A 22,285-nucleotide genomic window follows, 5' to 3' on the forward strand; every position below is an offset into this window, starting at 1 on the left:
ACTATACTTAAATATATCAATCTTTATAAATGTCAGTATACAGCATTTTAGCATCAGGTTCACTACTGTTTTGTGAAAAATCTACGGATTCTTTTACTATGTTACGTATTTCTTTGTCATATTTATTGCATTCATCATCAGATATAATGTTGTTAGATATTAGATAGTTTTTTAAATTGGTAATAGGATCTTTATGTTCTTTTATTTCTTCTACTTCCTGTTTTGACCGATACTTAGCTGGATCTGACATAGAATGTCCCCTGTAGCGGTAGGTTTTCATTTCTAATAATATTGGACCATTGTTTGCTCTGCAGTAATTTACTGCATCTGTTGCAGCTTGTGTTACAGAAAATAAGTCCATACCATCTACTTGATGTCCTGGTACACCAAAACTTTCTCCTTTCTTATATAAGTCTGTTATATAAGATGATCTGGATACAGATGTACCCATTGCATATTCATTATTTTCAATTACATATATTACTGGTAATTTCCACAGTGCAGCCATATTGAAAGATTCATATACTTGACCTTGGTTCACTGCTCCATCTCCAAGGCATACAAATACGACATTGTTATTTTTTTTGTATTTGTTGGCGAGAGCAATCCCTGTCCCTATAGGTACTTGTGCTCCAACAATACCGTGACCTCCAAAAAAATGCTTTTCTATGTTAAACATGTGCATTGATCCACCTTTACCTTTGGAACAACCTGTGCTTTTACCCATTAATTCTGCCATTACATATTTTGGATCTGTTCCTACAGAAAGCATGAACCCGTGATCTCGATAGCTAGTAATAATAGAATCTCCATCAATAATAGCATTTTGTATTCCTGTTGCTATGGCTTCTTGTCCTATATATAAATGACAAAAACCTCCTATTAAACCCATTCCATAAAGTTGACCGGACTTCTCTTCAAACCTGCGCATTAATAGCATGCTGTAGTAACAATTTACTAGCTGTTCATTTGTTAGATTATGTGAATATTTTTTTGTCATGTATTACCTAAAATATTAATGAGCTTAATACCTGATATATTTAATCAGTGACATTAGTTGTTTTATATCAAAATATTGCTAACTTATTTATTAGTATATCGCAACAACTAATTATGTATTAAATATTCATACGCATTAGTATAATAAAAATAGATACTGATATTAGTGGTACGTATTAGTTTATTTATGTAGCTAGTTTTTGTTGTAAACTAGCTTAACAACCAATTTCTTATATCCTGGATTTGGTTATTACTCATAAGTGCTGGAGCATGACCTATATTAGGATATTCTATAAAATCAATGTATTGCTTTGAAAGAAGCATTTTGTTTAATGTAGTTTTTGTTAAAATGTTTGATAAGCTTCCACGTATTACTAATATCCTGCTCTGTATTTTTTCCCATATATCCCATATAGTCCATGCATCAGTATCTTTTATGCAATTAATTTCTTTATTAAAAGCTATACCTATTTTAGGATCTACTGCTAATGAGTAAGTCTTATTGGGGTTTTGTATAATGCTATGCTTAATAATGTGTTGCCAGTGATCTTCTTGATCTATACTGAAATTACATAATAGCTTTTTTATATATATTTCTGCTTCAGTAATTGTGTTAAATATTGGATTAATGTTTATGTGTTTAGAAATTTTTTCTAAAGCTGATACTTTAATAGCTGGTCCAATATCGTTAATAATGAGTTTATTGATTAAGTTAGGGAAATATGCAGCTAAATACATGCCAATTATTCCACCCATTGAGGTGCCTAAAAAATCTACTTTATCAATTTTTAAATGTTTAAGTAGGTATATTATACTCTTGCAGTAGGTTAAGTAATTGTACAGGCTATAGTCCTCTAGCCATGAGCTTTTTCCTCTTCCTACAATGTCTGGACATATTATTTTATAGTCAGATGATAAGATATTTGCTAAATAGTCAAAATCTCGAGAATTTCTTGTTATACCATGAACACATATTAAATAATTACTGCTGGGACTGTTAGTATAATTATAGTGCATTATAAATTTTTCTTGGAGATGACTTATATTTAATGTATAGGGTAGCATAAATTAATTATTATAAGTTGATTTAAAATGATATTTTATGCATTTTTAAAATAAGATTCAAAATAATAAAAAATAAGTATTGACATAGAATGCATATGCCGTTAAAAATTATATCTCACGGGATGCATAATGTATTTATGTATCTTTGTTGTTTGACAAGTAAGCAAAAAGAATTAATTAAATGGTAAGATTGATGGTATTAATCATCAATCAATTCAATTAGCTAAGAGTATAATAAATAAATGCAGTTTTAATACTGCATATATAGCAAATGAGTAAATAATAAAGAGCATTTGATGGATGCCTTGGCGTTAAGAGGCGATGAAAGACGTGGTAGGCTGCGATAAGCTGCGGGGAATTGTCAGACGAATTTTGATCCGCAGATTTCTGAATGGGGAAACCCAATCAATTTATTGATTATTGCATACTGAATACATAGGTATGCAAGGCAAACCTGGTGAACTGAAATATCTCAGTAGCTAGAGGAAAGGAAATCAAAAGAGACTCCGTTAGTAGTGACGAGCGAACGCGGACCAGGCCAGTGGTCTGTAGTTAAAAATTAGAATACTTTGGAAAGAGTAGCCATAGATGGTGATAGCCCAGTATAAGTAAAAAGATTATAGATCCTTGAGTAGGGCGGGACACGTGAAATCCTGTTTGAAGATGGGGGGACCATCCTCCAAGCCTAAGTACTCCTTAACGACCGATAGTGGACAAGTACCGTGAGGGAAAGGTGAAAAGAACCCCAGGAGGGGAGTGAAATAGACCCTGAAATCGAATGCTTACAACCAGTTGGAGCCTTATATTTACATCTTGGGAGCAATCTTAATATGTATTTATTGAGGTGACAGCGTACCTTTTGCATAATGGGTCAGCGAGTTAATCTATTGAGCAAGCTTAAGCCGTTAGGTGTAGGCATAGCGAAAGCGAGTCTGAATAGGGCGTTTAGTTTAATGGATTAGACCCGAAACCAAGTGATCTAACCATGGCCAGGTTGAAGGTGTAGTAAAATACATTGGAGGACCGAACCTGTTACTGTTGCAATAGTATTGGATGAGTTGTGGTTAGGGGTGAAAGGCCAATCAAACTTGGAAATAGCTGGTTCTCCGCGAAATCTATTGAGGTAGAGCGTTGTACTATATACTTTTGGGGGTAGAGCACTGAATGGACTAGGGAGACTCATCCTCTTACCAAATCCAATCAAACTCCGAATACCAATAAGTAGTTATACAGCAGACACACTATGGGTGCTAAGTCCGTGGTGGAAAGGGAAACAGCCCAGATCGCCGTCTAAGGTCCCGAAATTGTGGCTAAGTGTGGAAGGAAGTGAGAAAACCAATACAGCTAGTAGGTTGGCTTAGAAGCAGCCATCCTTTAAAGAAAGCGTAACAGCTCACTTGTCTAAATAAGTTTTCTTGCGCCGAAGATGTAACGGGGCTCAAGCCATGTACCGAAGACGCGAATTCCTAATTATATTAGGTCTGGTAGCGGAGCGTTTTGTAAGCCTGTGAAGGTGATTCGTGAGGATTGCTGGAGGTATCAAAAGTGAGAATGCTGACATGAGTAGCGTAAAAGAGTGTGAAAGCCACTCTCGCCGAAAACCTAAGGTTTCCTGTGTTAAGTCAATCTGCGCAGGGTTAGTCGGATCCTAAGGCGAGGCCGTAAAGGAGTAGTCGATGGAAATCAGGTTAATATTCCTGAACCTTTTAAGCGTGACGGATTTTGTGTTAGTGTGAGCCTTATTGGATTGGCTCATGCTTTGAAAAGATCCCAGGAAATAGCGCTTAAGTTTATAAGTCCGTACCGTAAACCGACACTGGTAGGTAGGTAGAGTATACTAAGGCGATTGAGAGAACGATGTTGAAGGAACTCGGCAAATTACACCTGTAACTTAGGGAGAAGGGTGGCCTATGTGTGGGCAACCATATGTAGGTGGCACAGAATAGGGGGTAGCGACTGTTTACTAAAAACACAGGACTCTGCAAACACGTAAGTGGAAGTATAGGGTCTGACGCCTGCCCGGTGCTGGAAGGTTAACATGAGGGGTGCAAGCTCCAATTCGAAGCCCCAGTAAACGGCGGCCGTAAAACTGACGGTCCTAAGGTAGCGAAATTCCTTGTCGGGTAAGTTCCGACCCGCACGAATGGCGTAACGATTTCCCCACTGTCTCCAACATCGACTCAGCGAAATTGAATTCCCCGTGCTGATGCGGGGTACCCGCGGGTAGACGAAGAGACCCCGTGCACCTTTACTATAGCTTTACATTGATGTTAGGAATGCAATGTGCAGGATAAGTGGGAAACTTTGAAGCTGGGGCGCTAGCCTTAGTGGAGTTGACCTTGAGATACCACTCTTTACATTTTTGATATCTAACTATGCCCCATAGAATCTGGGGTTAGGACATTGTATGGTGGGTAGTTTGACTGGGGCGGTCGCCTCCTAAAGAGTAACGGAGGCGTGCGATGGTAAGCTAGAGCTGGTCAGAAATCAGCTTTTATAGTACAATGGCATAAGCTTGCCTGACTGTGAGGTCGACAGACCGAGCAGAGACGAAAGTCGGTCATAGTGATCCGGTGATTCCGCATGGAAGGGTCATCGCTCAACGGATAAAAGGTACGCCGGGGATAACAGGCTTATGGTGTCTAAGAGTTCATATCGACGACACCGTTTGGCACCTCGATGTCGACTCATCACATCCTGGGGCTGAAGTAGGTCCCAAGGGTTCGGCTGTTCGCCGATTAAAGTGATACGTGAGTTGGGTTTAGAACGTCGTGAGACAGTTCGGTTTCTATCTTCCGTGGGCGTTTGGAAATTTGAGAGGATCTGACTCTAGTACGAGAGGACCGAGTTGGACATACCTCTGGTGTACCAGTTGTTGTGCCAACAGCATCGCTGGGTAGCTAAGTATGGATAGGATAATTACTGAAAGCATCTAAGTAAGAAACCTTCCTTAAGATTAGATTTCCCCATTAGGGCCGTGAGAGACTATCACGTTGATAGGCTGGGTGTGTAAGTATGGTAACATATGTAGCTAACCAGTACTAATAGCCCGATTGATTTACTTATTTTGTAAATATATGTAGTGTTAAAACTGCAAACTCATCTTTTTGCTTACTTGGGATTTATAGTTTAATTGGGTTGGTGGTAATAGCGGAAGTGGTACACCCAGCTTACATTTCGAACCTGGAAGTTAAGCCTTCTAGCGCTGATGGTACTTTGTCTTAAGACATGGGAGAGTAAGTCACTGCCACCCTTATTAAGCTATAAATCTTGATATTATTTGATTAAAAAAGTCTTTTGTAAGATGGACTCTTTATTAGTTAAGCTCCCTTATTTACTTTTCCTGTTGTAAGTATATCTTTTTATAATTGATGATGTTTTGTGTTGATATATGACTGTTTAGGTCAGTGCTATAAACTATAAGCTTTATTAATTTAACTTTAAAATTTGTGTATAATGTTATTGTCAAAATTATATTTTTAAGAAAGTTTTAGTAAACGGTAAAAAACAGTTCGTATCTGATTATTGCGTTTTTTGTTGATTTTATTAGCATTTTTATAGATTTTCTTTCTTATAAGGTATATGTACACTATTTTTCAGGTGAATATGTAAGGTTTTGCTTTTTTAATAAAAGTATTATTCTGTTAAAGCATATGATTATGGGGTAAAAAATCCTTTTAATGAAAATAAGAGAAAGATGTAATAGGCTTTAGGTTTCTTATTGTTAGATTTTTATTAAGTAAATGTTTTGTGATTTTTTATTAAGAGATAGGGTCGTAATTTGATGCTTCTCTGGTGATTATTACGTCATGAACGTGACTTTCGCGTAGCCCTGCTGATGTAATACTTGTGAATTTACAATTTGTTTTCATTTCGCTTATATTTCTGTTTCCTGTATATCCCATTGCAGATCTTAATCCACCTACTAATTGATGTATTACTCCTGCAACTGGCCCTTTAAGAGGAACTCTTCCTTCTATTCCTTCTGGAATGAATTTGTGATTATTTTCTTGGAAATAGCGACTAGCGGATCCACGTTTCATTGCTCCAACTGATCCCATACCTCTGTATGATTTATATGCCCGTCCGTTGCATATTATGATTTCCCCTGGACTTTCATCTGTACCAGCAAAAATAGAACCTATCATCACAACATCTGCTCCTGCTGCTATAGATTTTGCTATATCTCCAGAATATTTAATACCTCCATCTGCAATGACTTTAATTTTTTTATTTTTACATGCATTTGCAACATTGAGAATAGCTGAAAATTGTGGTACACCTACTCCAGTTACAATTCTTGTTGTACATATTGAGCCTGGTCCTATTCCTACTTTAACAGCATCAACTCCTGCTTCAATTAATGCATGAGCTCCTTCTGCTGTTGCAATGTTTCCTCCAATTATTTGAGAATAAGGGAATAGGGTTTTAATTTCTTTAATTGTTGTTAAAACTTTTTGGGAATGTCCATGAGCTGTATCTACAACTATTATATCAACATCTTCTGCAATTAATGCTTCAGCTCTTTCTATCCCATCTTTTGGACCTGTACCTACTGCAGCTGCTACTCTTAATCTTGCACCACTATCCTTGCAGGAATTTGGAAATTGATTAAATTTTTCTATATCTTTAACTGTAATAAGACCGACACAACAATAGTTGTTATCTACTACTATGAGTCTTTCTTTTCTGTATTGATGTAGTAATTTTATTGCGTCTGACCGTTCTATACCTTCTGGGACTGTAATAAGGTGATCCTTAGTCATGATATCAGATACTTTACAATTTTTATTTTCAACGAACCTTACATCACGGTTTGTTAATATCCCTACTAAAAGCTTGCCATTTTCTGTATCTGTTACTACAGGTATTCCTGAATAGCTATATTCCTGCATTATTGAAAGTGCTACTGCTAGACTGTCATCAGGAGATACTGCAATAGGATTATATACTATCCAACTCTCGTATTTTTTTACTTTTCTGACTTCAAGTAATTGTGTATCTATAGGTAAATTTTTATGTATGCAACCAATGCCACCATGTTGTGCTAATGCTATTGCTAGTTTTGCTTCTGTTACTGTATCCATTGCTGCAGAAATGATAGGGATTCGTAGTTCTATCTCATTTGTAATGTAAGTTTTAACATTTGTTTCTGAAGGCAATACATCGGACTCTGATGGAATGATCAATATATCGTCGAAAGCATAAGAAAGTTCCACTTTTTTTCCATAAAAGATTACTTATAGAGTATATGAACTTTTAGTTATTCATGCAATAGTATTACTAAATATAATCTTTTTAAGCAGAGAATTGTTCATTAGTTATTCGTTCTTCCAAATTGCGTTCTTTATCGAATAGTAATGTAATAGTAGTATCAGTGTCTTTCTTGATTTTTATATTTGTAATATTTCGGAATTCTGTATAGTCAGCAACTGCTGCTACAGAACGTACTTTTGGATTAATTACATCTATTTCTATTATAGTAGAATTTGTTAATATAGCTCCTCTCCATCGTCTAGGTCTAAATGAGTTAATTGCAGTTAATGAGAAGACGTTAGAATTTAAGGGTAATATTGATCCGCCTGCAGAAAAATTATAAGCTGTGCTACCAGCTGGTGTTGCAACTAAAACACCGTCAGATACTAGCTTTTCCATTACTAGTTTGCTATTGATTTTTATCTGTAAATTTGTAGCTTGATGAGTGCTACGAAATAGAGATACTTCATTTATAGCAATTGCATTGTACTGTTTTTTGTCAGTATCGGTAGCAACCATATTTAATATGGTTAATTGGGTTGGAATTGCTTCGTTGATACGATCTATAAGATTATATTCTGAATATTGATTTAATAAAAATCCGATGGTGCCATAGTTTATCCCATAAACGGGTACATTGTTACATTTATTCACAACGTAATTGTGTAAACTGTGAAGCATGAACCCATCTCCACCTATTACTATTAATAGATCAATAGCTATATCCTCATTTTTTTTGATGTCTATAAGACCATATTGCTTTTCCAATGCAATGGCTGCAGTTTTATCAAAAGCATCAGTAAAAACATACCCAATGTTTTTATATTTACTCATGTGCAACTACAAGAATGAATATACATACATATGTTATATAGTATATAAAATAAGATTTATAAATCTAAATCACCAAATTTACTCATAAATTTTGCAGCTTTACTATTTTTCTTGCTAACAGTTCTTAAGTTTGGATTCCATGCTGGATGGTTAAAGCAGTCACTTTCTAGGTGAATTTTTATTAGTTCATTCTTTTTTCCCAAAGTAGACTTCATTTTTCTTTCTTCCCCATTAGTAAATATGGTTAATATGTCATTGGTTTCTGGATGTATCCCTTTTTTCATTTTTGAACCTTTTTGAATTTTGTAATTATGTCGTTTAGCAAACCTATTGTTGTAACATTTATGTATGCTATTTGTCAATTATATATAGGGCTTTTAATGGTTATGTAAATTCTTTTGACTAATTTACCATAACAGTATATCATAAAAATAGGTAGACAGTCGAGGATATATACAGATGATTTTTATGTTTCCTGGTCAGGGGTCTCAATTTGTGTCTATGGGGAAGAATATATATGACAACTTTGCTGTTGCTCGGTATGTTTTTCATGAAGTAGATGACATATTGAATAAAAAGTTATCTAAAATAATGTTTGAAGGTTCTATCGAAAATTTAACTTCAACAGATAATGCACAGTTGGCATTGATGGTTACTTCTATTGCAACATTACGTGCTATAGAGTATGTTTTAGGTAAGCCAGTACATTTATTTAATAATATAAAGTATATGGCAGGGCATTCGGTAGGTGAATGTGTAGCATTGTGTGCATCTGGAGCATTAACTTTGTATGAAGTTACACAACTTTTGCTTGTAAGAAGCCAAGCTATGTATGATGCAGTGCCTCTAGGATATGGAGGGATGTGTGCTTTAATAGGTGGCAGCTTAAGTGATGTAGAAAATGTTGTGAAAATGGCTCAAGAGTATGGAATATGTGAAATTGCTAATGATAATTGTGATGGTCAGGTTGTTGTTAGTGGTGTTAAAGCCGCTCTTGAAAAATTGCCAGATTTAATTAAAGATACTGGTATAAAAAAAGTTATAAAGTTACAAGTTAGTGGACCATTCCATTCATCATTGATGAGTTCTGCGTGTGAGAAACTACAGGAATTTATTGAGAGTGTTAGAAATATGAAAATGCCGTCAGTTAAGGTTGTATCTAATGTATCTGCAAGAGAATATACTGATTGTTTCATGATTAAGAATTTAATAGCGAAACAACTAGTAAGTAGAGTTCGGTGGCGTGAAAGTATTTTGTACATGATAAGTCAAGGTTGTACTCACTTTATTGAAGTTGGTGCTGGTACTACGTTGTCAGGTTTGGTGAAGAGGATTAGTTCGGATGTTTCTGCAGTTAGCATTAACACGGCAGATTGTATAGATTCTATAACGCGACATTTCACGGTAAGTACGGATCTTGTTGATGCATAGATATAGTATATACTTGTAACTATCTTTGTTATTTTCTCCTACAGTTTTTAATTATATTTTTGTGCAGTAGTTTTAGCTAGAAATTTTTAGGTTACTAAAGTTTTTAAGCTATTTGAGGTAATGATCTGCATAAGTTTTGTAAAAAGTGAGTTTATTATTGCTTACTTTATAAGGTATAAGTGACTTAGGTATTTTTACTTGCATGTACTTGAGTAATTAGTAATAAAGTTGTTTGTATCTAATGTAAGGTAATTTATGTTCATTACTTTTGAAGGAATAGATGGTTCTGGTAAAACTACACAGTCACATTTGTTGGCGGAATATTTATCTGAAATATATGGTGTGAATAATGTTGTGTTAACTAGAGAACCTGGAGGTACTTTATTAAATGAATCAGTGCGCAACTTATTATTTAAAGCTCAAGGTTTAGATAGTTTATCAGAATTATTATTTTTTATTGCTATGCGTAGGGAGCATTTTGTTAAAATTATAAAACCTTCTTTAATGCAAAAAAAAATAGTGATTTGTGATAGATTTATCGATTCGACAATTGCATATCAAGGTTATGGACAAGGTATTGATTGTAGTTTGATAGATCAGTTAAATGATCTTGTTATTGATGTTTACCCTGATATTACATTTATTATTGATGTTGATATTAATGAATCATTGTCTAGATCTTGTAAAAATGGATATGAATTTGCTGATATGGAATTTTATTATAGAGTCAGAGATGGCTTCTATGACATTGCAAAAAAAAATCCGCATCGTTGTCATGTAATTACTGATAAGAGTGAAACTTATGATATTGATGACATTAACTTTGTACATTTGGAAGTAATAAAGGTATTGCAAATGGTATGAATTTGTGTGTAGGATCTACACCTTGTTTTTTTTTATAATTTTAATGGTTTTAAATTAATCATGGGGGATGTTTTGAATAGAAAATTTTTAGCATGGTTTTTAGTCTCAATGTTTTATGCGTATCAGTATATATTGAGAGTAATTCCTAATGTTATTGTCTCTGTGTCTATGGAGAAGTTCAAAATTAGTGCTATGGCATTTGGTCAATTTTCTGGTTTATATTATATTGGATATACGTTAGCACATATACCGCTAGGTATTCTTTTAGATAAATATGGGCCTAAGATAGTATTACCAATTTGTGCAGCTCTAACGTTTATTGGATTAGTGCCATTGCTAATATCAGATGTGTGGTTATTTGCTCAAATTGGGAGAATAATTACAGGTGTAGGTTCAGCTGGTTCTGCTCTTGGCCTTTTTAAAGTTGCTAGTATGTACTATGGCAACAGATTTGCTAGAATGTCTGGTATTTCTGTTATAATAGGACTGCTAGGTGCAATGTATGGAGGACTGCCAATTTTATCTTTGTTAAATAAATTTGGTTGGGAAAGTTTATTCTTAGTATTTATTATTATAGGAGCTGTTATAGCGCTGTTGCTATATTTGTTTATGTTGCCTTATGATAAAGACTCCAATGTTGAAGATAATAAAGGTCTCTGTGATAAAATTAAGTTGATTGTATTTAATAAGTACATTGTTATGATCAGCTTACTTGCAGGCTTTATGATTGGACCTTTGGAAGGTTTTGCTGATGGATGGGTTACTTCATTTTTAAAGGCAGTTAGTAATATGGATAAAGAAGTAGCTGCTTTATTGCCTTCTACAATATTTATTGGTATGTGCTTTGGATTGTTTGTCTTACCATATATGTTGGAGAAGAAATCATTTAATAGTTGGAATATACTTATCACATCTGCTTTGGGGATGTTGTTTCCTTTCCTGATGTTATATATCAGTAGTTCGGTTATATTGGTCACAATATCATTTTTTATGATAGGGTTTTTTTCATCATATCAGATTATAGCAACTTGTAAGGTACTAAGTTATGTTAGTAATAATGTAGTTGCATTAGCTACTGCTGTAAATAACATGATAGCTATGGCTTTTGGTTATTTCTTTCATACTGCTATATCTTGTGTAATAGATTTGTTATGGGATGGAAAAATTGTAGATTCAGAGCCAGTATATACTAAGGCATTAATGCTAAAATCTATGTTATTTATTCCTGGTGGATTGCTTATAGGAGCAATAGGGTTTATTTACCTGAAATATTTGGATAAGAAAGAGGGTAAGTAACACATGGTACTACAGTTATATATAATCATGTATCGATTATATATAACTGTGTGCTTTGATAAAACGATATTAGTTTGTATAGTTTTTTGTGATTTAAAACGTCACTCTAAGTTTAAGTATAGAGTTTGTTCTTACTTATGTGTTCTAAGTAGAAAAGCTAATATCTACAACAAATAGTTTTTTTCTTCTTATTTTTAGTAATCAATAATTTAATATAAGCTATGCGACTTTTTATATACTTTGATTTTAAAGTATTAGAACATAGATTGTAACTTTAAAGTTAAGATAATAAAGCTCTGTTCCAGTTTTTGCTATTGTTAATAATCTGATGATTTCAATTAAAGTTGTATTAGTTTTTGACTGTTTGAGATGTGAATTTAGTAGGATAATTTAAATTTACAGCAGTAAAGTTATATATTTTGTTTCTAGTGTTTATCAGATAATTTCATAATGGTGTATCATGAGTTCTATGTATATTTTAATATAATATACTTTACAACAAAACTTTTTGTAAATTCTAAGATAGGTATGTCAGATTATACAGATTGAATAGTACTGAGATACCATTTTTTATTTGAAAGTGTTGTATCTTTCCTAAAGGTCCATGTGTCTTCAATCTTGTTAATTTTTGAAGTACTACCCTGTAGGATATTATCGTCCTTGTCTTTTACAAAGTTTATTTGTTCGCTAATGAATTTTACTGTTATGTATGCTATATTACCAGAAAGACTTAACTTTGTTATTTTGTGGGATGTTATTGATACAATAATATCTTCATATAGTTGACCAAGTGCTTTACGATTTTCTATTTCTTCTACGAATGAATTATATAAATTAGTATCTAATAGCATAGATAATATGTGTATATTTCCTTCATTGAAAGCTTTTATTATAATTTCAAATGCCTTTATTGACCCATCCATGAAATGTCTTAGAGAAAATTCTTTGTCTTTCTTTTTAATATGGTTGATGATTGATTTATCATTTTCGTTGCAAATTTCCATTACGGAATCTATGTCAATATCGGCAGTGTCATGTTCTTGTGTGTCTTCCATAATGATACTTATGGTTTGTGAATGACTGTTTGATTGTAACCCTGAAGTTTTTCCAAGAGAGTGATATAAACGGAAAAAGATGAATGCTGCTAAAAATGCATATATTGCTAATTCAACCATATAATCCTAATTTTTATTGACAAAAACATATACTGTGTATACTCAATATATTATAGCTTAGTGTACGTTAATCAATAATTAATTACATTATTTTACTTGGGGGCTTGTTAGTATGTCATGTAAATTGAAAGTTAAGGGTCAATATATTAAGGATCTTTCATTTGAAAATCCGAATTCTCCACAAATTTTTTTGATGATTAGTAAAACCCCACCTGAGATTAATATTTCTATTAATGTTAGTTCTGTAAGTCTTCCAGTAAAAGCACAAGATCAGAGTAGTGAACAGCCTTCAGATAATAAAGTAGAGCCGTTATATGAAGTTACTCTACAGGTTAATGCAGAAGCTCGAGTTGGTACTACAGTAGCATTTATTTGCGAAATTAAATATTGTGGTGTATTCTCTATTGAAAGTGATGATGTAAGTATAGAGGAATTAAGTCAGCAAGATATAAGAGATGTATTGTTGATTTCTGCTCCAACTATCCTATTCCCATTTGTTAGAGAGTTGATTTCTAGAGTTACTTCTACAGGGGGATTCCCTCCGTTAATGCTTGATATTGTTGATTTTAGAGCTATGTATGAATCTCAGATGAAGCAGGGTGTTGGACAGAATGATAATAGTCAGGATCCAGAAAAATAGGGTTTTGTTAAGGATAATTTAGTTTGTTAGTTAGGACAGCTTATAGTTTGATTAGTTAAGTTAATACAGGTTTTTGTATTATGAAATGTTTAGTGATAAGTAAGCTATTCTTTTTGTTTGTAGTAGTTTTCTTCTTTAATTTTGCATTTTGTTCTGATAATAACAAACAAGAGCCTGAACAAAAGTTTTATTCTGATACTCTTGTAAAATTAGATGATGATATCACTGCTCAAGAGTTATTGAGCTTGTTGCCTAATGACCGTTTTATAGGTAATACAAAAGCTCCGGTTATCATAATAGAATATGCTTCTTTTTCATGTATGCATTGTGCACATTTTACACTAAATGTTTTTCCAGAGTTGGAGCGTAAGTATATTAAAACAGGTAAAGTGTTGTATATTTTTAGGAACTTTCCTTTAGATTATATATCATTAAAAGCTGCAATGTTAGGAATTTGTTACAATACTGCTAGTAGCTTTTTTACTTATACTAAGGCAGTATTTAGCTCTATAGAAGCGTTAGTAACTAATTATAAGGATTTGGGTGTATTGTCTAATATTGCAAAAATTAGTAATGTTACTGATGAAAGATTTGAGAAGTGTATTAATGATGAAGATATAATGAATTATATTGTGCAGGAGAAGTTTGTTGCAAATAGAAAATTACAGGTAAATGCTACACCTGTGTTTTTTATTAATGGTAGAAAATATGATAAGCCCCATGATATTGAAAGCTTTTCTGAAACAATTGATGAATTAATTATGTTGCATCCAAATTATTCGTTAGTAGGTAGTAAACCTTAAATCTGTAGAATTTATCGATTCTATGTTCAAGTATTGTCTGTCTATTTAAGGTATAAGAATTGCAACTAAGAACTTTTTTGTAGTATTTTTTACTTCTAAATGTAAGTCTGTTATATGTAAAACATTTGGGCTATATCATCATAAGAAGGTAGGTTTTCAATTTGACCTATAGCTGCTAAGGTTATTTTGTTGTTGCTACCTAGTAGATTATTAATACAGTTCTGAATGTCTGTGACTGTAATTGTAGATATTTTCTTTATTAATTCTTCTTTTGAAATGTACCGATTGTAATGGGAATAATAGTACCCTAAGGATTCAGCGCGTGCAGTAGTGCTTTCTCTTGACATTAATATTTCAGATGTTAATTTACCTTTTGCTCTTGTTATCTCGTTTTCTTGTAAGTTTGTTATGATATTTTTTACTTCAGAAGCTATAGTGGAAAGTAATTGACTTAAATTACTTTTATCTGTTGCTGCATATATAGAGAAAATGCCGTTATCACTGTAACTTGAGTTGAAAGATGAAATAGTATAGACTAATCCTAATTGTTCACGGATTTTTTGGAAAAGACGTGATGACATGCCATTTCCTAAGATTGAATCTAAAATTTGTATAGTATAAAACAAGTCATCTTTATATGAAACACTAGGGAATCCTATGACAAGATGTACTTGTTCTAAGTTTCTTATTTCTCTATATTCTCCGCTGCGATAAATTGATGGATCTGCTATTTTACGTTGTGATTTTTTCATATGAGAAAAATACTGAGATACTAAATCAATGACTTCTTCATGTGATATGTTTCCAGCTACTGATAGTAACATGTTGCCAGCGTGATAATATTCACTCATGTAGATGTGTAAATCTGCTTTAGATAGGCTATTTACTGATTCTGGGGTACCTAAAATGGATTTACCAAATATTTGATTAGGATACGCAGCTTCTATATACTTATCAAAAATTATACTAGTAGGAGAATCATTTGTTTGATATATCTCTTGTAACACTACTCCTTTTTCTTTGTATATTTCTTCTTCCGGAAATTGTGAATTTAGTATTATGTCTGCAAGTACTTCTATAGCTATTTTAATGTCTCTTTTTAGTGTTTTTACATGGTAAACAGTATGTTCTCTGTCTGTGTGAGCGTTAAAATTTCCACCTATATCATCAAAAATTTGTGCTATATCAAGTGCAGTGCGAGTTTTAGTGCCTTTAAAAGCCATGTGTTCTAAAAAATGAGAGATACCTGTTATGTTTATATTCTCATACCTACTTCCGACGTTTACCCAAATGTTGATAGATACGGATTCTACATATGGCATTGTGTCAGTTATTATAGTGAAATTGTTGCTAAGTTGTGTAATTTTTGGTGACATGACTTTAAATAAGGAATTAATGTCTTAAGTTTATACGGTTAATGATATGACAGCAACAAATATAATAAAATATCAGTGTATGAAAATCATGATTTAACCTAATTTTGAAGATTTTTCATAACTACATTTTGTTAATTAATTATGATCTTGATACATTAGTACATACAATACTATCTAAATACTTGTTTTATATATACTTTTAATGGTACATTGTGGTATGTAAATGGTAGTGTTGGTTGTACGGCTTGTTTAATAAGGAGCAATTATTATATTCGTAATTTTCATATAAATGCTACTTATTTTACAATATTATTTGTGTAATGTTAGCTAAGGTGTTAACATGGCAAGGATTTGTGGTGGATTGACGGAGTAGTAAGTTTAGCTGGTATTATCCTATATAGTGTATATTGGGTTAATTTTATTACTTGAGTAAAATTTAATATTTAGTGGTCATGTATTGATTTGCATTAGTAAATTATAGGTATTTGTGGTTTTTACCATAAAAAGTGGGAAGTTATATAGCGTATTGTGATATTGATATTGCTTGTTAAATTGCAAAAAAAATGATAAAAGTGACAGGTTAGGTTTCTCAGCTATAGTAGAAAATGTATAGTATTGTCAATAGATTAAGGTTTTAATTTGCGTAAAAAAATTAAGAAGGTATTGATTTCCGGTAAAAGTGTTTGGCCAATTATAGAAGGTGGTAAAGGTATAGGTGCGAGTGATGGTAGAACTGCTGGTGCTTTTGCTGCTGCTTCTGCTGTAGGTACTTTTTCTGGAGCATGTGCTAGATTAGTTGATGATAATGGGGAGCATGTTCCTTTAATATATCGTGGAAAGACTAGGTTAGAACGCCATAATGAGCTCATAAACTATAGTATTGATGCAGCAGTGAGTCAGGCTAGAATGGCTCATGAGATATCAAAGGGATTGGGAAGAATACATATGAATGTACTGTGGGAAATGGGAGGTGTTCAGCGGGTACTTCATGGTGTGCTTGATAAGGCAAAAGGATTAATCCATGGTATTACTTGTGGTGCTGGTATGCCATATAAGTTAGTTGAAATAGCTGCTCAATATCAAGTTTATTACTATCCTATTGTTTCTTCAATGAGAGCATTTAAAATTTTGTGGCAACGTTCTTATCAGAAATTTTCAAAAACACTTCTTGGTGGAGTTGTATATGAAGATCCTTGGTTAGCTGGTGGACATAATGGACTTAGTAATAGTGAATCTCCTGGTCATCCACAAGATCCTTTTGAAAGAGTTGCAGCAATTCGCGCATACATGAATGAAGTTGGATTATCTGATGTTGTATTAATTATGGCAGGTGGCGTTTGGCATTTGAAGGACTGGGAATCATGGTTAGATAATGATTTAATTGGTCCAATAGCATTTCAGTTCGGGACCAGACCTTTATTAACTCAGGAAAGTCCAATTTCTCCTGGGTGGAAAAAGAAGTTGATGTCTTTGAAACCTGGTGATGTGTTTTTAAATAGATTTAGTCCTACAGGGTTTTATTCTTCTGCGATTGAAAATGAGTTTATAAAAGAGTTACAAGCACGTAATACACGTCAGATTGCATTTGAAAATGAGATGACTGAAAAATGCAGTGCAGAGCTTTCTATTGGTAGTAGAGGTAGAAAAGTATATGTAGATCCTAAGGATAAAAAATTGTCCGAGTCTTGGGTAGCAATGGGTTATACAGATGCTTTAAAAACTCCCGATAATACTTTAATATTTGTTAGTCAGAGTCAGTCAAGAAGTATTAGGGAAGATCAAATAAATTGTATGGGATGTCTAAGTCATTGCAAATTTAGTAATTGGAAAGATCACGGGGATTATACTACAGGTATTAAACCAGATGTTCGTAGTTTTTGTATTCAGAAAACGTTACAAAATATTATTGCTGGGGTAGACCATGAACATGAGCTTATGTTTTCTGGCCATAATGCATATAAGTTTGTACAAGATGAGTTTTATAGAGATGGTTATATTCCTACAATCAAGGAGCTTGTTGATAGAATTTTGACTGGATATTGATATTGTTTTATTTGTAAATAAAAACAATAGTTAGGTGTCTGAAGTAAAAAGTATTTTTTATTATTAATCACATAGAAATTCTTCCTGTACTTTATAGGTTTTGTGGTATTTGCTGCTGCTAGTTTTTAGTAAATATAATATGTGTTTATGAAATTTTTGTTTGGCTGAAAGTGTAGTAGCTTTTCTATTAGTAAAATTAATTTGAAGTTTAGCATGTATAAGCATCTATGTGAAATTTATTGTAATATGTAACTATACTTTAATATTATGCTCGTATAGACGTTCTAAGTGTTTTGCAAGCATGTCTACTTCTATATTGATATTGTCATTTACTTTGTTGTATTGAAAAGTTGTCTTTTTCCAGGTATGAGGAATAATGTTTACGGATAATATATTATTAGATATGGAATTAATGGTTAATGATACTCCATCTATAGCTATTGATCCTTTCCTTATCATGTATTTTAATAGCGCATCTGGTATGTGAAATTCTATGTTGTGAGAACTGTTTACGTTAGTAATTGAGATAATATTTCCTACTCCATCAACATGTCCTTGTACAAAATGTCCATCTAAGCGGTCAGTCATTTTTAAGGGTAATTCTAGATTAATCTTTGTTCCTTCTTTCCAATGTGCAGCACTAGTAACAGATAGAGTTGCATCGGAAACATCAGCAGAAAAACACTCATTGTCTAATTCTACTGCACTTAAGCAAATGCCAGAACATCCTATGGAATCACCTATTTTCGTCTCACTTAAAAAATTAGCATTGGTGGGTTTTATTACAAGTCTTCTATCCTGGCCTTTTGTGTAATCTACTTGGATAATAGTACCGATATCTTCTATTATGCCTTTAAACATCCAATATTGTATCATGAATTGTGGATTCGGAATTCTAGTATGATGAATGAAGAAATGTCAATAGGAAAAAAATGTGTAAGGTAAGTCTGCTAGCAAATATCTAAAAAATTAATTTATTGCATAATAATTATAATTTTTATTAAAAAGTATATTTTTATTATTAATATATGTTAAATTTTGTAATACTTTATATGAAAGAAAGGACTTATTTGTATGTTAAATAATTTTAATGCTTCAATATTACACGTTGGACGTAATGTGAGTAATCATAGTGTATTCGATGGAATTTTTGACCATTCTGATGATTTTACTGGTAATGATACACTGATTCCTAAAGGTTTTAACAACATAGGGACAGGTAGGGATGATTTGCTAGCTGCTGGTGTCATTGCGTTTTATGTATTGGTTGTAGTTGTAGTGGGAGGACTTATTTATTGGATTGGAAATCGTGATCTTATGCGTCAAAATGGTTATACAAAATGTACTTCTAAGGCTTCTATTATGTTAGAAAACACAGACTCTTCTGATAGTCATGTGGAAGAAAAAATTTCTTTGCTAATTGTTTCAGACGATATTAATCCGCAAGAATCAAAGGAAGAAAGTGAATGTATTCCAAAAGTATTGGATCAACAGCATGTTGCTTCAATTCAATCAAAAGAATGTTCATTACATTATTCTCATGTTGTGTAAGTGCAATAGTTGATATGTATAATTATGTATTTTTGTTTGTATTAAGAATTTTGTTGCCTAAATGAATCTGACAGATGTGCAAACATATATGTATAGCAGAAAGTGGGATAGGGAGTAGTAGCTTTTTTTGCTAAAGCTTTGCAAACATGTAAAGTTAGTATATGCTTTAATCCCTTTCCCGGAATATAATGTATATACCCCATAATAACTGTAAAACTGATGATTCTTAGGTAAAGAGGTTTGCTTATGTAAAAATGTTATTTTTTGTTATTGTGTTTGTATATGTAGGATAGCAATTTTCTAAAATACAATAAATTGAAATATGATTCATTTTTGCTGTTTGGTAGGTTACCTTGTTATGAATATTGATTTAGACGAGAATTATTATATAATTGATAACATATCTTGATTTTTTTCTACTCATGTCATGGCTTGATTTGTTAAAGTCTGTACTTACTTCTATTGTTGCTGGGGTGAGTGATTATACATCTTTTATATTGAACAATACTGTAAATGGTACACTAGATGTTACACGTCGTAATGTTACAGCACTGCATGATATACTTAACAACACACTGACTACTATTTCTAATAATGTGGTTTCTAATATTAGTAGTACTACTGATAGTATAGGAATAGTTACTAGTAGGATTGGTAATTATACATCGTTTATATTAAACAGTACTGTAGATAGTATACTAGATGTTACACGTCGTAATGTTACAATGCTATATGATATCTTTAACGGCACTTTTACTACTAGTAATACAGTTTCTAACATTAGTAGCACTACTGATAGTGTGGGAATGGCTACCAATAACAGCATAGTTAGTCAGGATAATGCAGCTTCTAATTATCATATAAATACTATTATGTATGTTGTTATGGCTTGTGCTATTTTATGTATGATGCGTCATATTTGTCACCATTTTATGCAAGGAGTGCAAGGGGAAAGACGTGTTAGGCGTATTGCACGTGAGTTTAGTGAGATAAGAGAACCTCGGATGTCTTCTGATGTTAATATTACAGGTATGTCAAGAGCATCTATTTGTTGTGATTCTAGGGAAGATGTTGAAGTACAACAGAGTAGAGTTAATATAGAAGGGGAGGGGGGTGTTGCTACTCAGCTTGATCTTGAGTACGTACCACAGAATGTATGCCATAGGTTGAGACATTGGATGGCTCGATTGTGTCATAGAAGAAGTACTGTATATAGTGTTGGTAGTGATTTAGGGATGGAATTAGATGTTATGTCTAGAGTTGAAGAAGAAACAGAATGTGTTGAAGAAAGTATGTCTTTTTAGATATTTTGTGATTTGCTATTATATTTAGCAGTTATTCTCAAGAGATAGGGAAGTTACATTTCATCCGATTACTAAATTCACATGCAATACGTCTTTCCTCTTACACTCCTTGTATAAAATGGTAACAAATATGACATATCATACATAAGATAACACAAGCCACAACAACATACATATATTTGTAGTTTATATAAAGTGGAGTTTAAATTTTCATAAAGATTGTGATATCAACTTAGTATGTTATCTATTTTTTATTTATGTTGCTTTTCAATAGATTAGGATGTGCTTTGACTGCTATTGTGGTTAGTGTTAGTCATGGTGTATCGCGTATCATAGATACTACTTTCATAAAGATTGTGATATCAACTTAGTATGTTATCCATTTTTTTATTTATGTTACTTTTCAATAGATTAGGATATGCTTTGACTGCTATTGTTGTTAGTGTTAGCTATGGTATATCGCGTACCGTAAATACTACTTTCATAAAGATTGTGATATCAACTTAGTATGTTATCCATTTTTTATTTATGTTACTTTTCAATAGGTTAGGATGTGCTTTGGCTGCTATTGTTGTTAGTGTTAGCTATGGTATATCGCGTACCGTAAATACTACTTTCATAAAGATTGTGATATAATTAACTTAGTGTGTTATCCATTTTTATTTATGTTACTTTTCAATAGGGTAAGATGTGCTTTGGCTGCTATTATTGTTAGTGTTAGCCATGGTATGTTGCATGTCATAAATACTACTGCAAGTATGGGAGGTGAAAATGTTACGACAACTATGCGTAATATATTTACTCGTGTTTTTAACAATACTGTTGATAGTACAGTAGAAAATGAGAGTACAACAATTCCTTCTGCATTAAATGATACAGTTACTGATATTGTGAATAGTGCTGTTAACAGTACAATGGAAAATGGGAGTGGTTCTGCAACAATTTCTTCTATCTTAAATAATACGGTTGCTGATGTTGTGAATAGTACTGTTAGCAGTACAATGGAAAGTGGGAGTAGTTCTGCAACAATTTCTTCTATCTTAAATAATACGGTTACTGATATTGTGAATAGTACTGTTAGCAGTGCAATGGAGAGTGGTAATGGTTCTACAACAATTTCTTCTACATTCAATCGTACGATTACTGTTATCTCTAGTAGTACTACAGGTCAGTCTAGTGGAGGAGAGTATGCACTTTTACAAGCATTTATAATGGTGATGGGTGTATTTCTGTTAATGTTGTCGTTGTTGATGTGTGTACGTAGTGTTCAAAGATGTAGAACTGATATTCTAAGAGCTAGAGCGCGACTCAACTATTTACGAGAACATGGAGGCGACCCTCCTGATACTGTAAATAATGCTGCAATGGAATTAGATATAGTACGAGACGTTGAAGTGGTAACTGACGAGTTAAACCTTGAAAATAGACCTTGTCTGTGTCAGCATGATCATCAAGAAGCTCCTGATGATCCTGTTGAGCAAGTTAGACCTGTGTTTAGGTTACAGGGAATATTCCCTAGATGATTTGACTAGGAAGATGCAATACGTGATACTCAACTTATGAATGAGAAAGTATCAAATAAGTTTTTTGTTTATTGACGTAATGATCAAGGGGGGGGGGGGGATAATATTTACTGGTTAAATTAAAT

General features: G+C 33.0%; 17 protein-coding genes and 2 rRNA genes. 11 read left to right on the forward strand and 8 right to left on the reverse strand.

Going from position 1 to position 22,285, the window contains the following annotated elements:
• Positions 1-16: 16 nt before the first annotated feature.
• On the reverse strand, positions 17-1,000 hold the full coding sequence (gene pdhA, locus ECH_RS00925; RefSeq protein ID WP_006010516.1) for a pyruvate dehydrogenase (acetyl-transferring) E1 component subunit alpha: 984 nt from the start codon (positions 998-1,000) through the stop codon (positions 17-19).
• Between the two features lie 209 nt (positions 1,001-1,209).
• Positions 1,210-2,016, reverse strand: a complete 807-nt coding sequence (locus ECH_RS00930; protein ID WP_226988422.1) for an alpha/beta fold hydrolase — start codon at positions 2,014-2,016, stop codon at positions 1,210-1,212.
• Between the two features lie 321 nt (positions 2,017-2,337).
• On the opposite strand from ECH_RS00930, the gene ECH_RS00935 reads away from it, so the two are divergent.
• Both ECH_RS00935 and rrf read left to right on the forward strand, forming a co-directional pair.
• Positions 2,338-5,130 (forward strand): 23S ribosomal RNA (locus tag ECH_RS00935).
• A gap of 71 nt (positions 5,131-5,201) precedes the next feature.
• Positions 5,202-5,317 (forward strand): 5S ribosomal RNA (rrf, locus tag ECH_RS00940).
• Positions 5,318-5,825: 508 nt separating this feature from the next.
• On the opposite strand, the gene guaB is transcribed toward rrf, so the two are convergent.
• The 3 genes from guaB to rpmE all read right to left on the reverse strand — a co-directional run bounded on the left by guaB (position 5,826) and on the right by rpmE (position 8,438).
• On the reverse strand, positions 5,826-7,283 hold the full coding sequence (gene guaB, locus ECH_RS00945) for an IMP dehydrogenase (RefSeq protein ID WP_011452466.1): 1,458 nt from the start codon (positions 7,281-7,283) through the stop codon (positions 5,826-5,828).
• A 79-nt stretch (positions 7,284-7,362) separates the two neighbouring features.
• Complete coding sequence (locus ECH_RS00950) at positions 7,363-8,154, reverse strand: NAD kinase (RefSeq protein WP_006010012.1); 792 nt, start codon at positions 8,152-8,154, stop codon at positions 7,363-7,365.
• 56 nt (positions 8,155-8,210) lie between these two features.
• Positions 8,211-8,438 (reverse strand): 50S ribosomal protein L31, encoded by a 228-nt coding sequence (gene rpmE / locus ECH_RS00955; RefSeq protein ID WP_006010011.1) that lies wholly within the window; start codon positions 8,436-8,438, stop codon positions 8,211-8,213.
• A gap of 175 nt (positions 8,439-8,613) precedes the next feature.
• On the opposite strand from rpmE, the gene fabD reads away from it, so the two are divergent.
• From fabD to ECH_RS00970, 3 genes are all read left to right on the forward strand, one after another.
• Positions 8,614-9,585 carry an ACP S-malonyltransferase gene (gene fabD, locus ECH_RS00960; protein WP_006010010.1) on the forward strand — a complete coding sequence of 324 codons (972 nt, stop codon included), beginning with the start codon at positions 8,614-8,616 and terminating at the stop codon, positions 9,583-9,585.
• 255 nt (positions 9,586-9,840) lie between these two features.
• Positions 9,841-10,449 carry a dTMP kinase gene (gene tmk, locus ECH_RS00965; RefSeq protein WP_006010009.1) on the forward strand — a complete coding sequence of 203 codons (609 nt, stop codon included), beginning with the start codon at positions 9,841-9,843 and terminating at the stop codon, positions 10,447-10,449.
• 72 nt (positions 10,450-10,521) lie between these two features.
• Positions 10,522-11,745 (forward strand): MFS transporter, encoded by a 1,224-nt coding sequence (locus tag ECH_RS00970; protein WP_226988423.1) that lies wholly within the window; start codon positions 10,522-10,524, stop codon positions 11,743-11,745.
• Between the two features lie 536 nt (positions 11,746-12,281).
• Here the strand turns inward: ECH_RS00970 and ECH_RS00975 are convergent.
• Positions 12,282-12,920 (reverse strand): Tim44/TimA family putative adaptor protein, encoded by a 639-nt coding sequence (locus ECH_RS00975; RefSeq protein WP_006010007.1) that lies wholly within the window; start codon positions 12,918-12,920, stop codon positions 12,282-12,284.
• Between the two features lie 112 nt (positions 12,921-13,032).
• On the opposite strand from ECH_RS00975, the gene secB reads away from it, so the two are divergent.
• Positions 13,033-13,560, forward strand: coding sequence for a protein-export chaperone SecB (secB, locus tag ECH_RS00980; RefSeq protein WP_006010006.1), 528 nt, complete (start codon positions 13,033-13,035; stop codon positions 13,558-13,560).
• Positions 13,561-13,640: 80 nt separating this feature from the next.
• A complete protein-coding gene (locus ECH_RS00985) occupies positions 13,641-14,363 on the forward strand; it encodes a DsbA family protein (RefSeq protein ID WP_006010005.1) in 723 nt (240 codons plus the stop codon).
• Between the two features lie 110 nt (positions 14,364-14,473).
• On the opposite strand, the gene ECH_RS00990 is transcribed toward ECH_RS00985, so the two are convergent.
• Positions 14,474-15,739 carry a M16 family metallopeptidase gene (locus ECH_RS00990; protein WP_006010004.1) on the reverse strand — a complete coding sequence of 422 codons (1,266 nt, stop codon included), beginning with the start codon at positions 15,737-15,739 and terminating at the stop codon, positions 14,474-14,476.
• 639 nt (positions 15,740-16,378) lie between these two features.
• Between ECH_RS00990 and ECH_RS00995 the strand changes: the two genes are divergently transcribed.
• On the forward strand, positions 16,379-17,782 hold the full coding sequence (locus ECH_RS00995; RefSeq protein ID WP_006010002.1) for an NAD(P)H-dependent flavin oxidoreductase: 1,404 nt from the start codon (positions 16,379-16,381) through the stop codon (positions 17,780-17,782).
• Positions 17,783-18,034: 252 nt separating this feature from the next.
• Here the strand turns inward: ECH_RS00995 and ECH_RS01000 are convergent, their stop codons facing one another.
• Positions 18,035-18,643 carry a riboflavin synthase gene (locus ECH_RS01000; RefSeq protein ID WP_011452471.1) on the reverse strand — a complete coding sequence of 203 codons (609 nt, stop codon included), beginning with the start codon at positions 18,641-18,643 and terminating at the stop codon, positions 18,035-18,037.
• Positions 18,644-18,856: 213 nt separating this feature from the next.
• Here ECH_RS01000 and ECH_RS01005 point away from each other — a divergent pair, with 213 nt between their 5' ends.
• From ECH_RS01005 to ECH_RS01015, 3 genes are all read left to right on the forward strand, one after another.
• Positions 18,857-19,333: a hypothetical protein gene (locus ECH_RS01005; RefSeq protein WP_011452472.1), complete on the forward strand. Its 477-nt coding sequence runs from the start codon at positions 18,857-18,859 to the stop codon at positions 19,331-19,333.
• 422 nt (positions 19,334-19,755) lie between these two features.
• On the forward strand, positions 19,756-20,637 hold the full coding sequence (locus ECH_RS01010) for a hypothetical protein (RefSeq protein ID WP_011452475.1): 882 nt from the start codon (positions 19,756-19,758) through the stop codon (positions 20,635-20,637).
• A 665-nt stretch (positions 20,638-21,302) separates the two neighbouring features.
• Positions 21,303-22,160, forward strand: a complete 858-nt coding sequence (locus ECH_RS01015; protein WP_044170479.1) for a hypothetical protein — start codon at positions 21,303-21,305, stop codon at positions 22,158-22,160.
• Positions 22,161-22,285 lie beyond the last annotated feature (125 nt).

Source organism: Ehrlichia chaffeensis str. Arkansas (assembly GCF_000013145.1).
In the GTDB taxonomy this organism is placed as follows: Bacteria; Pseudomonadota; Alphaproteobacteria; order Rickettsiales; family Anaplasmataceae; genus Ehrlichia; species Ehrlichia chaffeensis.

Coding starts and splice junctions, on each gene's coding strand:
- ECH_RS01005 (WP_011452472.1), top strand. CDS start 18,857: ATGTTAAATAATTTTAATGCTTCAATATTACACGTTGGACGTAATGTG.
- ECH_RS01015 (WP_044170479.1), top strand. CDS start 21,303: ATGTTACTTTTCAATAGGGTAAGATGTGCTTTGGCTGCTATTATTGTT.
- rpmE (WP_006010011.1), bottom strand. CDS start 8,438: ATGAAAAAAGGGATACATCCAGAAACCAATGACATATTAACCATATTT.
- secB (WP_006010006.1), top strand. CDS start 13,033: ATGTCATGTAAATTGAAAGTTAAGGGTCAATATATTAAGGATCTTTCA.
- ECH_RS00930 (WP_226988422.1), bottom strand. CDS start 2,016: ATGCACTATAATTATACTAACAGTCCCAGCAGTAATTATTTAATATGT.
- tmk (WP_006010009.1), top strand. CDS start 9,841: ATGTTCATTACTTTTGAAGGAATAGATGGTTCTGGTAAAACTACACAG.
- fabD (WP_006010010.1), top strand. CDS start 8,614: ATGATTTTTATGTTTCCTGGTCAGGGGTCTCAATTTGTGTCTATGGGG.
- ECH_RS01000 (WP_011452471.1), bottom strand. CDS start 18,643: ATGTTTAAAGGCATAATAGAAGATATCGGTACTATTATCCAAGTAGAT.
- ECH_RS00950 (WP_006010012.1), bottom strand. CDS start 8,154: ATGAGTAAATATAAAAACATTGGGTATGTTTTTACTGATGCTTTTGAT.
- pdhA (WP_006010516.1), bottom strand. CDS start 1,000: ATGACAAAAAAATATTCACATAATCTAACAAATGAACAGCTAGTAAAT.
- ECH_RS00975 (WP_006010007.1), bottom strand. CDS start 12,920: ATGGTTGAATTAGCAATATATGCATTTTTAGCAGCATTCATCTTTTTC.
- ECH_RS00990 (WP_006010004.1), bottom strand. CDS start 15,739: ATGTCACCAAAAATTACACAACTTAGCAACAATTTCACTATAATAACT.
- ECH_RS01010 (WP_011452475.1), top strand. CDS start 19,756: ATGTCATGGCTTGATTTGTTAAAGTCTGTACTTACTTCTATTGTTGCT.
- ECH_RS00985 (WP_006010005.1), top strand. CDS start 13,641: ATGAAATGTTTAGTGATAAGTAAGCTATTCTTTTTGTTTGTAGTAGTT.